The following is a 13,092-nucleotide window of genomic DNA, read 5'->3' on the forward strand; positions in this document are numbered from 1 at the left end:
GGAGCGCAGCGGAATTGCCGTCCGGTGCAGCGCCTTGTTATGTTTCTTTGTATTTTGTAAAGCCTGTCAGAACATCACTGAACGATTTCGGCGCATACTTCTCGAACCCTTCATCATCTACAAAGATGAAGTCATACACGACTTCCTGCTGCGCTCGATTCACATCGTCGCACCACTGCCTCAGCCGTTCCATTTTGGGCGGCACGTCCAGATCCTCCTGCCCTTTGGTCTCGACGATCACCACCCGGCCATCCGAAACCCGGACGATGAAGTCAGGATAGTAGTTCGAGATGTCGCCATCCGCATTCACGTAATCCAGCTTGAAGTGAACCGCCAGATAGTTCTTGGCATAGGAAACCACATCGGGGCAGTTCTCCAAAAAGTTGGCAAACTCCAGCTCAAAGTGGCTGTCGCCAATCACCCGGTTGAAGACAGACTTCTTGGGAATCATGTAGCCCTGATCCTTCACCACGAAGGGCCGCGTCTTGCGCAGCTTGATCGTATCGCGAATCTCCGCATCACCCTTGTACCGCACCGTCAGCTCGTTGATCGCCTGCTTGAAGGTCTCGATGACCGTCTTGGTGGCGGCCAACTCGGAGAGATTCCGCAGCGTGTTCGGTGACTCCAGATCGACCGCCTTACCGAACAGGCCGTCACCGACAAATCCCTTCACCTTGCCATAGAGCACATCGTAACCGCTCACCAGCCGCAGTTCCTTCATGACTGTTTGGGCGAAATACCCGATCACGCTTCGGTAGTCCGCGATCCCCGCACTATCCAGCACCGTGGTGTGCGTGACCTCTCCCGTGGTGATGTCTTTGAAAACAATTTCGCGCTGCTCTTCCTCGCTGAACTCCTGATACGCCACCGTCTGAAAGGTGAAACGCCCCGCGTCCAAGTCCGCCAGGTTCTTGTATTCCCGGTAAACCCGTGGCGTCAGCACCGGGATTTCGATGTCCAGTGCGTCAATGTCCTTGTGGGTGTTCTCGTTGTCCACCTCTACGATAAGGGGAGTCTTCGGCTTGGTGCCTTCGCCCATCGCCTTGCGCTCCAGTTCGACACCCTCGGCCTGAATCGACTCCACAAAATCCATGAAGGCATCCGTGCCCACCACGCTGACATATTCCTCCGTGTTGCCCGGATACATCTTGCGCAGCCCGCGCCCCAGCGTCTGCTCGGGCAGGATGTTGCTCTTGGCCGAGTAGGCCCGCAGCCCGACAATCGTCGTCACGTTGCGCACATCCCAGCCTTCCTTGAGCATCAGCACCGAGACGATTACCTTGTAGGGGCTCCCATTGGAATCGATCTCATTGGACTGCTTGCGCAGCAGCTCCAACTCTTCCTTCTTCTTCCCGGAAGCAGCCTCAGAGATTTCCCCGTTGTTCTTGGTGTGAATGGTCAGCACCCCGCCAGCCAGATCGGGATAACGATTCTCCAGATACTCCGCCACTTCATCGCAGTTACGCGTGTCGTCCGTCATCACGAACAGAATCGCCTTCTTGCCCATCTTCTGGTGCTCGTCGTAGGCCTTGCGCCACTCGATCACCCCCAGGTCCAGATAATCCGCATACTTCTCGGTGAACTTCGCGCTCTGCTTCTCCGAGAGCTTTGCCCGGCTCGGCGCATCCGGCAGCACCGGGTGCTTGACTACATTCTGCGAAATCGCCTCCACCAGCGGATAATCCGACACCGTCTGGACAAAAATAGCCCCGTTGTTGTGCTTGGGCGTCGCCGTCACATCCACTTGCAGGCTCAACGCGCCACCCTTCTGCAACAGCCGGTTGTGGATGTCCTCAATCGACTGAAACCACGCCAGCTTCGAGTCGTGAATGTGGTGCGCCTCGTCGTTGAGCACCATCAGCTCGTCAATGTCGCGCACGATCATCCCCAGATCCACTTTCGAGTCCGTCGTTGCGCCCGTCGGTCGCTTGCCGAGGAAGTAGTCCATCGTGTTCTCATCCTCGGGCGAGGGCATGATCTCCTCGCCCGAATAAACCCGGTGAATATTGGTCAGGAAAATGTTCCCCGTCGCCCGCGTCACGTTCACCTCGTCCTGCTTGTGCAGGGTGAGTTGGAAATCGTCGCGCCAGTTGTGCCCGTCGTAGCCATTGTCCGGCAGCACCGGATCCTCGAAGAAAATCCGCAGCCCCTGAAAGTCGTGATAAATCCGGTCCAGCACGATGATGTTCGGGGCGATCACCAGAAAATTGCGCGCCAGCTCCGAATCCGGCTCATAGAGCCTGTGGTAAAAGCTCCACGCCAGGGCAAGGCTCATCACCTTGGTCTTGCCCGAGCCCGTCGCCATCTTGATGACAAAGCGCCGCCACGTCTCGTCAAACATCCCCGCCGATACTGCGCCGCTGCTGTCAAAGCGCATCAGGTCATACTTGTCCTTCGCGCCCACCACATCATGCAGGTAGATGATCGTCTCCATCGCCTCCCGCTGGGCGAAGTAATACTCGAAGCTACCGATGATCGCGTCCTTCCCCGGCAGCAGGTGCGGCTCCTTGAACCACCAGGTGAGCAGACTCTTGCTCGTGTCGCTCGCGCCCACGTAGCCGCCGTCACGGAACGCCTTCACATTGCGGCGCAGTTGCGCCACCAGCGGCGGCATCAGCTTGTCCATCGTCGTGTCGCGCAAGGCCTCGTCTGCCGGGAACCAGCGCACCTCGGGATCGAGGATCGCGTGCGGGGAGTCGGGAAAATCAGGATGCAGCGCCATTACTTGCCCCCTCCCACGTTAATTTCCACAATCGTCATCGTGTCGTTGCCGAAGATGTCCACCACTTTCACCGCGATCTTGCGCCGCCCCGGCGTGACCTCATGCGCCACGCTGGTCAACTCCAGCGAGCGATCCTTCTTGGTGCGGAAGCTCTGCCACTCGTTCTCGAAAATGTAGTCGCCGGTCCACTCCTCGCGGGTCTCACCGCTTTCCAGGTCCTGGATGCGAATGATCTCCCGCTTGCTCTCGAAATCGAAATCCACGCTCCAGTAATCGATCCAGTCGGTCCAATGGTCGGTCAGGGTCTCCCGCTGCATCACGCCCTTCTTGTCCTTGCTCAGCTTCACGATCTGGCCTTTCTCCACCACGATCTTGCTGCCCGCTCGCTTGGTCTTGCCCAGCGCCTCCTCCGCCTGGGCGATGCTGTCCTGCGAGTAGAAGACCGAAAAATCCGTCAGCTCCACTGCCACCGTCGCGGGCTGGCCTTTCTTGCCGGCCTTCACATGGGGCTTGACCTCGATGAAGCTCACGTCGTGGAAGACCACCTGGTTCTTTTCCACCGCCCGCTTGTCGAAAACCTCAGCCGGAATGTATTTCGGGGCGATATCGATGCCCTTGGCCCGCGCCTCATCCAGCACATTGGGGAACAGCCCCATCTCGAACTCGAAGCCGAGGATGTCCACCTTGGTGATGTGCTTCTTGCGGCACTCCAGAATGATCTCCTCCACGAACAGCCGCGTCACCGGCAGGTTCACCGGCCCGATCGCCACCAACCGCCCGGCCCGCTTGCCATGGAAACTCTCGAACTGCGCCACCGGCTCCGCCCGGTAGGCCCGCAGGATCAATTCGAGAAACGCCGCCTCTTTCTGCGCCAACTGCTGCGCCTGCTCTTCCTCGCGCAGGTTCGGGTTGACCCCCACGAAATGCTGCCGCTCGTATTTGCCGAGGTTGAGGATTTCAAAGGCGCGGTAGTCCTGCCCCTCCGCCTTGCGCTGCCGCTGCACCCCGATCATCCGCTTGCGGGTGGTGTGGATGGCGAACTTGCTCAGATCACTTCCTATCCACCTTCTCTGAGGCGCAAAATAATAGTGAAGTTTTTCCTTCCCATTTGCTTGTTTGACTCTCTTTACCCTCAACCCTTGGGCGACAGCTATTGTCGTTCCTGATCCACAAAAGAAATCCGCGATCAAGTCGTCGGGATTGGTGCTTGCGTCTATAATTCGCTGAATCAGCTCAACTGGCTTCTGTGTCGGGTATCCAACTCGCTCAGTTTTATCTGAAGGCATGATCGGCTGAATTGTCCACCAATCCTCAGGGTGTTTCCCCTTTTCATTCGGCACATAGCCTTCATAGACGGCATTATCTCGATACGACTTGTCATACCTACTGGGGTCAGAGTTTAAAACATCCTCGGAGTATGGAATCCGAACATCGTCCAAATTAAAGGTGTAAGCGTCACCTTTTGAATAGCGGAATATCGTATCGTGCTTTGGTGCAAAATCATTCTTTGGAACACCACCCCCGCGATAACACCAGCGGATTTGGTTTCTCTGGTTACCGCTGCCGAAAATGTCATCCATCACCAATCTAATAAAGCTATTCACCCGCCAATCACAATGCACATAAATACTCCCATCCTCGGCGAGCAGGTCCCGCATGAGGATGAGGCGTTCGTAAATCATGGCGATGAAGGAATCCGCCCCTTTGCCCCAGGTGTCGCGGTAGGCGATTTCTTCGAGGATGTTGGGCTTTTTCGTGAAGGTGTCGCCGCCGATCTCGATATCCATGGAGAAATCCGCGCCCACGTCGAAGGGCGGGTCGATGTAGATCAGCTTCAGCCCGCCCTGCGCCTCGATCTCCTCGCGCAGCGGCCCGTTTTTCAAAGACGACAGGATCAGCTTGTTGTCGCCCCAGATCAGCTTGTTCGTCCAGCCCTTGAGCTGCCGCCCCCGCGTATCAACATCAAACAAACTGGTTTGGGTGTATTCGGCTGTATCCGATGTCGATTCCGCCCGAGGCTCATCCACCTGCTCGATGGTCTGGAACGGCAGCACCAGATTGCAGACCTCGTTCGTCTTCCCGTTCCAGACCAGCTCCACCTCCCGCTTATCCTCGAACAGCAGAAAGCGATACTTCTCCGGCAACTCCTTGCCCGCCTCAATGAAGCGGACGATCTCCTGTTTTTCCTGATCAGTCAGTTTCAGCATTTGCTGTCCTTAGGGATGTTCTGATGCCGCGTAAACAGTGGCTAGAAACATAACGTCGCGAGTCACCGGACATCGGAAGACGCGCTCGGCGCGGCTTTCGATGGTACGGTGGACTCGTCTTGTTGGCTGGTCTCTATTGCCTTCGAAATCTGGTTCTTTCTCGAATTTTGTGGATGAAAGCGTGAGACATCGCCCCAGATCTGCGTAAATGGTTGTGAACGCAATCATATACAGCAGGAGGAAGCGATGTCTCAGAAGTCATTGTTCACAGATTTGCTCGGGATTCAAGGATGGGGCGTAGTCGCCGGTGGAATTCGTATCGAGGAAGATGGCAGTGTGACGGTTCGAATCGATCGACGCAGTGTTGGTTACAGCTGTGGTCAGTGCGGGGAGGGGCTGTTGTTCACATACGACACGCAGCCACCGCGACGGATCCGGGACTTCCCGATCTGGGGCCGACAGTGCTACTTGGAAGTCGAGTTCGTCCGTGTGGATTGCCCTCGTTGCGGCGTGGTCATCGAGGGCTTGGACTGGGTTGAACGGTATGCTCGCCAGACCGTCCGTTATGAGAAGTACGTGGCAGGCTTGTGCGATCTGCTGCCAGTCAGCGATGTGGCCGCCCTGGAGGGCCTGAGTAAAGATGCCGTTTACCGAATGGACAAGAAGTGGCTGCAACGGCGTGATGCCAAGCGAGAGGAGCGCACGGTGCGATATCTGGGGATCGATGAGATCTCGCTGCGCAAGGGGCACCGCTACGCCACGGTTTTCTATGACTTGGAGCGCAAGGAGGTGATCGGCTTGGTAAAGACACGCAAGGAGCGCGCTGTGGGCGGGTTCTTCCGCTGCTTCGGTCGCAAGCGCTGCAAGGCTGTCGAGGCCGTGTGCATGGACCTCTGGCAGCCCTTCCTGAACAGCGTCCGACGGCACTGCAAGAACGCCGTCGTTGTCTTCGATAAGTTCCATGTCTACAAGTACCTCAGTGATGCCATTGAGGCCGTACGTCGCCACGAGCAGTCCATATGCTCTGACGAAGAGGGCAAGCTGATCAAGGGCACGCGCTGGCTCTGGCTCAGGGCCTCACGCAACCTGAAGCGCAAACACAAACAGACTCTCGAACAGATCATGGCAATCAACCGACAATTACAGAAAGCGTACCTGCTCAAGGAGGACTTCGAGGCGTTCTACGCGTGCTCGACACGCGAAGAGGCCGAAGCCTTCCTGAAGGGGTGGATCAAGCGGTGTAAGCAGAGCCGGCTGGAGCCATTCATCAAGCTCGCCAAGCGCCTGGTCCGGTGGTCGCACGGCATCTTCTCCTACTTCGAATATCGCATCACCAACGGCGTGGCCGAGGGCATCAACAACAAAATCAAAGTACTCAAACGCAGGAGCTATGGCTTCCACGATGAGCACTACTTCTTCCTCAAAATACTCAATGCAACTGGAGCCCTACCCAGCTTCGAGCAACTCAGTGACCCACAATTTTAGCGAAAGAACCCGAAATCTTGGCATCAATCGCGCACGGGCCTTGGGGGCGTCTGCCGAGAAGGAAGGTAACTTCGGCCCCTGGGGTCGCCAGTTCTTGATCGCTGCTGGAAAGCTGCGAACGGTGGAGGAAGACGTCTGGTTGCTTGTCACACGAGACAAACCCGAAACCCCGACTCCGATCGAACCAGATGACGCGACCCGTCCACCTGTCCCTTTGCTGTGACTCCTCAAGATAGGCATCGATAGCCTCGACTGCTTTCCTGAGCGACAGGGCGAAGAACTCGCGATCCATCCGTAACCGGTAATCAACCAAGCGGCGGTGAATCTCGGCCTCCGCCTTCTGGGCGTCAAGGACCCGATAGGTGCGCCGTGCAGCCCAAGGTACAAGAACGCCCGTTGCGGAGTTGATCTCACGAACCCGATCGGCCACGGACCTGTCCGTCCTGCCGATCTTCAGTACCTCGGGTTGCTCACGAGTCGACAGGATGTAGATCCATCCCGCCCCTTCAGAGTAGGTCTGCGATGCCAGGCCGTTCTGGTAGACGTGGAGGTACTGCAACACGTTGGTTGAAATCAACGCTTGCAGACATTCTGCATAGGCGTCCTCGTCACCGGCGATAGCTGCTCGACGGAGCGAGACAAGGTGACTGGCCATCTGTCTCAGGGCTTTGCGCGGAGGGGAGCCTAGCTCACTGAATACAGTAAACCAGTCCCACTGGTCCTCCCGCACGCAGCGGTTGGCCATGCCCTTGGCTTCGCTGAGGAGCTCAGGGACGACCTCTCCGATACTGAGATTGCCCGCGAGTATATCGCAAAGATGCTGGACTGCATCGTCATACCGCCGACGCATTCGGGTCGAGATGGGTGCCATACCGAAGCCCCACTTCGCGATGTGCATCCTCTGAGATTGCGGCCCTCTTCCTTCCACGGAGGTCATGGTTCAAGACCCTCCGCGCCAGCGGCGATATCGTCTAATCCTTCGCTGGCTGTCTGGTCGTGAGTGACACTGCAGATCTCAGGCACGATCATATTGAAGTCGTGCTTCAGCGAAGCTGTTTGGCTTAGAGCGTACTCAAGGCTGATGAACAGGGGTTGAGGCCATTTCTGTCCGTTCTTATCAAAGGGGTACCGAGTGTACTCGGCGTGCGCCCAAGGTGGATTCCATTTGCTGAAGGCGTCTATGTCGCTGACAAAGGTGAAGCGGTCGCCGTAGTGTGACCGAAAATCGTTGTGGAGAGTGTGAAGATTGTGGCCAGCCACGGGTTCGCCTGTTGCGGACATGATCGCGCCCTTGAAGAAGATCTCAAGAGCTTGCTCGAAGAGATGTGCAGCGGCTCGAACATGCTCGAAAGAGCGAGGGAGGCGGGATCTCACAATCGCGCTGAACGCATGATGACTGCAATCCAAGTAGGCTTGGGCGAGCCGAAATAGCTGATCCACAGGCGGCCAGTTTTCGCTGTCGCGTGATGTGATTCTGTCTGTCGCTGTCATTCGTTTCTCAGCCAACGTCACGGCTGAGGCGACGGCGTTTCGCCGGTAGCCTCCGGCCGTTTGTTCGAGGGCCCTTATGGTCCGTGATGAAACTCGATGATTTCTCCGTCCATGAAATGGTAGATGCTGATGTTGCCTCCGAGTCTTGGCTTCTTAAATGCGAAGGAATACAGCCAGCAGGGCCCCTTCCGCGGGTGGCCTTCCGAGTAGTGGTGTCTCACCGATGTAAGGTACTTGTCACAGTAGTCCTGCTTGGCCTCGGATTTCAGGTATTCCTTGATGATGTCCACGGATTGGAAGAGCGAAATCTCGGGTTCGTACGGTTTGACTGCGTCCTCTCCGGAAGAGGGATTTGTAAGCAGTAGTGCCGCGACAATCGCTAGACATATCTTCTTCATAGTCTCTCCTCGAACGTCGCGGATCAGGCGCGGCTACAAGCCGTCGCCTGCATCCGGCTTGTTGGGCTGCTCCTATTCTGTCCCTATGATACCGGGAGGTATGTCCGCGTTCTTCCTTCCTGCCACGGCGAAATAGTACAAAGGCTCTCCTTCGATAGAGAGGCGGTGTCTGTATCGCTCCAGGTGATACAGATCGAGGTACTCCGAGAAAATCAGCTCTCGTATGGCTTTCGAGAACCCGCTCGTATCGCTGTTGTCCAGAAAGGTCTCCTTGATGTTGAAGGCCACCCATCCCTCCGCACCGAGAAGATTGAACGCCTGGATGAAGGCATCCTTTGGGATGTCGCCGAAACCGAGAGCGGCGACACAGGTAAGGCAATCGAGCGACCATGACTTCAGATCCTCTTTCTCTTCTTGCGGAAGGGCCGTGAAGTCCGTCACGTAGTACTCGTCGTACACTCCCGGACGGTCCCGTTCGGTTGCGTCTTTTGCTTCGGGGATGATATCCGCACCAATAATCCGAGAGATGCCGATGCCCTTGAGTATTTCGCCCACCATGCCGTTGCCGGCACCAAGGTCCAGCACCCTCAACCCCGTGAGATTGAAATGGGACTGCTCGACCGTTGTACGCAGTATCTCGCAAACCTTCTTGTGCGAGCAGCACTTGAGTCTGTCGTAGAAGAGTTGCTCGTAGAGACCTGGAACCTTGTATATCTCATCGTAGTCATGGAACCGGATAGTGCGACTCGTGCCATTCTGAAACACGTCGAAATGGGCTTCGTCCTGATCCAGGTCTTGAGAATTGCGCGGAAACTGTATCTTATGTCGCTTCGTCGATGGCATGATGTCCTTTCTTGTTGCTGTTTCTGAGCCCAACGCCCACCTTGACCGGCGCAGTGAGGCCGCGTCCGCGCGGCCTTACTGCGTACGTGTCGAAGGTGTTGTTCGCTCCTCTCCATCGATTCTTCTTCGGATCTCGTTCACGGCTTGAATGTCCGTTGGATCAATGCCCTCCTTTCGCAACGTGCGAAGAAACTCAAGGATGCGCCCGCTCTTGGGGCGCCACTCTGAACCTGCTTCAATCACTGGTGCGAGGTCGTCAACCAGAGAGAGAACTTGCCTTGTCTCTCGCTCCGTCACGCACTGAAGAATCCCCGCACGGATCAGGCCGCTGACCCCGCCAGATTCACGGGTGCTGGCAAGGCGTCGATATTCAAATGCGATCTCACGGAGGATTAGACGGCGTGTTAGCTTCTCTTGGAAGGCGGAATGCAACCGGTACCCCAAGAGCACGCCGAGTAACGTCGCCAGAATGGACAGTAGTGCCGTCTCCAAGTGTGCTGCCTCCCTATATCAATCCCACCATTGCCTGAACTGGGTGCAGATGAGCAGCCCTATCGTCTTGGGTAGCTCTCTGCACGGAACGTACTGGTCTTCCGAATCCTGCACCTTGCTTGTCACCCAAGAGCCGAGAACTGTAGGTGCGATAAGGTCGTGCTCTACGCCTTCAGCTTGAAGCCGTGGACACTCCGCAGCGAAGTACTGCTGACAGTCACGATACGCTTCCATGAGTGCATTCTCGGCTGATGTCCTGTCAAGGAACTGACCGGTTTCTGCCCCTGCTGGTATCGATTTGGGAAGAAGCCGTGGCAAGGTACCCCACACGGCGTGAAACGCCGACTCTGTCTCGCGTTGCGTATATCGCTTGCTCTCAAGAACGAGAACGCCGAAGAAAGTCGCGGCAACACCCGTGAAGTAGGCCCACGTTGCCTTGTGCGGCTCGGCTATGTCGGGGAAGTCTTTGCCGAGCCTGTCGAACCACCTAGGCATTGCCGTAGCGACCGCTTCAGTTAGCTCGTTGGCACGAGCCTGGAGTTCCCTCTTTGATTGGCTTCCTCCGAATAGCCCCATCATCTTCCTCCGGTGTGATCATGTCATCTGGCAAGCGAACAAATTATTAATTCGTTTCTTTATATCTCGCCCTAGGTGTTGCCGATCATGAGTGCCCGATCAGACAACTCCACCCGTGGATATACACATAACAATTAGCAATTTCAAGAAAAAACTTGAAATTTTTCTTTATGGATATCATATTGTTTTCATAATAAATGTGGTTCTTTCTCGAATTTTGTGGATGAAAGCGTGAGACATCGCCCCAGATCTGCGCAAATGGTTGTGAACGCAATCATATACAGCAGGAGGAAGCGATGTCTCAGAAGTCATTGTTCACAGATTTGCTCGGGATTCAAGGATGGGGCGTAGTCGCCGGTGGAATTCGTATCGAGGAAGATGGCAGTGTGACGGTTCGAATCGATCGACGCAGTGTTGGTTACAGCTGTGGTCAGTGCGGGGAGGGGCTGTTGTTCACATACGACACGCAGCCACCGCGACGGATCCGGGACTTCCCGATCTGGGGCCGACAGTGCTACTTGGAAGTCGAGTTCGTCCGTGTGGATTGCCCTCGTTGCGGCGTGGTCATCGAGGGCTTGGACTGGGTTGAACGGTATGCTCGCCAGACCGTCCGTTATGAGAAGTACGTGGCAGGCTTGTGCGATCTGCTGCCAGTCAGCGATGTGGCCGCCCTGGAGGGCCTGAGTAAAGATGCCGTTTACCGAATGGACAAGAAGTGGCTGCAACGGCGTGATGCCAAGCGAGAGGAGCGCACGGTGCGATATCTGGGGATCGATGAGATCTCGCTGCGCAAGGGGCACCGCTACGCCACGGTTTTCTATGACTTGGAGCGCAAGGAGGTGATCGGCTTGGTAAAGACACGCAAGGAGCGCGCTGTGGGCGGGTTCTTCCGCTGCTTCGGTCGCAAGCGCTGCAAGGCTGTCGAGGCCGTGTGCATGGACCTCTGGCAGCCCTTCCTGAACAGCGTCCGACGGCACTGCAAGAACGCCGTCGTTGTCTTCGATAAGTTCCATGTCTACAAGTACCTCAGTGATGCCATTGAGGCCGTACGTCGCCACGAGCAGTCCATATGCTCTGACGAAGAGGGCAAGCTGATCAAGGGCACGCGCTGGCTCTGGCTCAGGGCCTCACGCAACCTGAAGCGCAAACACAAACAGACTCTCGAACAGATCATGGCAATCAACCGACAATTACAGAAAGCGTACCTGCTCAAGGAGGACTTCGAGGCGTTCTACGCGTGCTCGACACGCGAAGAGGCCGAAGCCTTCCTGAAGGGGTGGATCAAGCGGTGTAAGCAGAGCCGGCTGGAGCCATTCATCAAGCTCGCCAAGCGCCTGGTCCGGTGGTCGCACGGCATCTTCTCCTACTTCGAATATCGCATCACCAACGGCGTGGCCGAGGGCATCAACAACAAAATCAAAGTACTCAAACGCAGGAGCTATGGCTTCCACGATGAGCACTACTTCTTCCTCAAAATACTCAATGCAACTGGAGCCCTACCCAGCTTCGAGCAACTCAGTGACCCACAATTTTAGCGAAAGAACCATAAATGTGAAAGAGGATATCCCATATGATCACGTTGCCGAAGGCGCTTTTGGATAAATATGACGATTGGCTGGAACGGGAGGCGGTTGATGCCAACCGTCATGGCGAGCACCGGAAATGGCTACGCTATTATCTGGATTTCTGCCACAAATACGGGAATGGATACCTTGACGAACTGAGCCTTGGTCTATTCGCCGAAAAGCTGCAAGACAAAGGTCAGCGCCCTTTCCAGATCGAGGAAGCGTCACGTGCCGTTCGTTTGTATTACCGAATGGCCGGGGAAACGAAAGATGCCCTGCCGACACCTGCCTGCGAACCTGAAAGAATCTCAAAACTGCCTCCGGCCACCATGAAATCTGAAGGTGCGTCCTGGGTGGGTGAACTGACAAAGCTCAGAGAAGAAATCCGGGTTCGTCATTATTCTGCCAAAACGCTGTCGAGTTATTATGGCTGGGCCAGAAAGTTCCAGGCTTTTGTCCGGAGCAAGTCTCCCGCATTGCTTGATACCGACGATGTCAAACGGTATTTGACATGGCTGGCGGTGGAAAGGGATGTTGCGGCCTCAACACAGAATCAGGCATTCAATGCGCTGTTGTTTTTTTATCGACACGTTCTGGGCAAAGAATTCGGCAAAGTTGATGGCGTTGTACGCGCCAAGCGGCGTAAATACGTGCCGGTAGTGCTGTCCCGGGAGGAGATCGACACAGTTCTAAGTAAACTTGAGCCTCCTTTTGACCTTGTTGTAAAACTGCTTTATGGCTGTGGCCTCCGGATATCGGAGTGTCTGGATCTTCGAGTGAACGCATTCAACCTTGAGATAGGTGTGCTGACAATTCATGACGGCAAAGGCGGAAAGGACAGAACGGTGCCTTTGCCCGAAACCTTGGTTCCGGCTATTCGTTCTCAACTGGAGGTGGTTCGCTCCATTCTTGATCAGGATTTGTCTACGGAAAGCTTCGCCGGGACGTTTCTGCCACACGCACTGGAACGCAAATATCCAAAAGCTCCGACAGAATTTATCTGGCAGTGGTTTTTCCCGGCCATATTGCTGACAAAAGTTTCAGGCGCAAATGAGTTCAGACGCTATCATTTGCATGTGTCGCATGTGAACAAAGCCATCAAAGCGGCATCCGATTCCACAACGCTGACAAAGCGCGTGACGGCGCACACTTTCCGCCACAGCTTCGCCAGTCATCTTCTTCAGGCAAATTACGATATCCGGACGATACAGGAATTACTGGGGCATAGTGATGTGCAGACAACAATGATCTACACGCATACGGTCAAAAGTTCGACAAAGAAAGAGCCTCGCAGTCCGTTGGATTTTTGAACG

The 13,092-nt window shown here is 55.6% G+C and carries 11 protein-coding genes; 3 read left to right on the plus strand and 8 right to left on the minus strand.

Annotation, left to right across the window (positions count from 1 at the left end; translation table 11 throughout):
* Positions 1-37: 37 nt before the first annotated feature.
* Both L21SP4_RS03330 and L21SP4_RS03335 read right to left on the minus strand, forming a co-directional pair.
* Entirely contained in the window at positions 38-2,722 is a 2,685-nt protein-coding gene (locus tag L21SP4_RS03330) for a DEAD/DEAH box helicase family protein (RefSeq protein WP_052881329.1), read from the minus strand.
* Positions 2,722-4,929 carry a DNA methyltransferase gene (locus L21SP4_RS03335; RefSeq protein ID WP_052881330.1) on the minus strand — a complete coding sequence of 736 codons (2,208 nt, stop codon included), beginning with the start codon at positions 4,927-4,929 and terminating at the stop codon, positions 2,722-2,724. Before L21SP4_RS03335 ends, L21SP4_RS03330 begins: the two co-directional genes overlap by 1 nt.
* Before the next feature lie 246 nt (positions 4,930-5,175).
* On the opposite strand from L21SP4_RS03335, the gene L21SP4_RS03340 reads away from it, so the two are divergent.
* Entirely contained in the window at positions 5,176-6,414 is a 1,239-nt protein-coding gene (locus L21SP4_RS03340; RefSeq protein WP_052881331.1) for an ISL3 family transposase, read from the plus strand.
* Here the strand turns inward: L21SP4_RS03340 and L21SP4_RS03345 are convergent.
* The 6 genes from L21SP4_RS03345 to L21SP4_RS03370 all read right to left on the minus strand — a co-directional run bounded on the left by L21SP4_RS03345 (position 6,395) and on the right by L21SP4_RS03370 (position 10,217).
* Entirely contained in the window at positions 6,395-7,351 is a 957-nt protein-coding gene (locus tag L21SP4_RS03345; protein WP_082116495.1) for a GIY-YIG nuclease family protein, read from the minus strand. The two genes, L21SP4_RS03340 and L21SP4_RS03345, sit on opposite strands and share 20 nt — an antisense overlap.
* A complete protein-coding gene (locus tag L21SP4_RS03350) occupies positions 7,348-7,905 on the minus strand; it encodes a hypothetical protein (RefSeq protein ID WP_052881333.1) in 558 nt (185 codons plus the stop codon). The genes L21SP4_RS03345 and L21SP4_RS03350 overlap by 4 nt, the downstream gene beginning before the upstream one ends.
* A gap of 74 nt (positions 7,906-7,979) precedes the next feature.
* Positions 7,980-8,303 (minus strand): hypothetical protein, encoded by a 324-nt coding sequence (locus L21SP4_RS03355; protein ID WP_052881334.1) that lies wholly within the window; start codon positions 8,301-8,303, stop codon positions 7,980-7,982.
* 72 nt (positions 8,304-8,375) lie between these two features.
* Complete coding sequence (locus tag L21SP4_RS03360) at positions 8,376-9,146, minus strand: class I SAM-dependent DNA methyltransferase (RefSeq protein ID WP_052881335.1); 771 nt, start codon at positions 9,144-9,146, stop codon at positions 8,376-8,378.
* Positions 9,147-9,221: 75 nt separating this feature from the next.
* Positions 9,222-9,638, minus strand: coding sequence for a hypothetical protein (locus tag L21SP4_RS03365; protein ID WP_052881336.1), 417 nt, complete (start codon positions 9,636-9,638; stop codon positions 9,222-9,224).
* 18 nt (positions 9,639-9,656) lie between these two features.
* Positions 9,657-10,217, minus strand: coding sequence for a hypothetical protein (locus L21SP4_RS03370; protein WP_144413737.1), 561 nt, complete (start codon positions 10,215-10,217; stop codon positions 9,657-9,659).
* A 293-nt stretch (positions 10,218-10,510) separates the two neighbouring features.
* Here L21SP4_RS03370 and L21SP4_RS03375 point away from each other — a divergent pair, with 293 nt between their 5' ends.
* Together L21SP4_RS03375 and L21SP4_RS03380 are read left to right on the plus strand one after the other, a co-directional pair.
* Positions 10,511-11,749, plus strand: a complete 1,239-nt coding sequence (locus tag L21SP4_RS03375) for an ISL3 family transposase (RefSeq protein ID WP_052881331.1) — start codon at positions 10,511-10,513, stop codon at positions 11,747-11,749.
* Positions 11,750-11,784: 35 nt separating this feature from the next.
* A complete protein-coding gene (locus L21SP4_RS03380) occupies positions 11,785-13,089 on the plus strand; it encodes an integron integrase (protein ID WP_052881338.1) in 1,305 nt (434 codons plus the stop codon).
* The last annotated feature ends 3 nt before the right edge of the window (positions 13,090-13,092 follow it).

The organism is Kiritimatiella glycovorans, from assembly GCF_001017655.1.
GTDB classification, from domain to species: domain Bacteria; phylum Verrucomicrobiota; class Kiritimatiellia; order Kiritimatiellales; family Kiritimatiellaceae; genus Kiritimatiella; species Kiritimatiella glycovorans.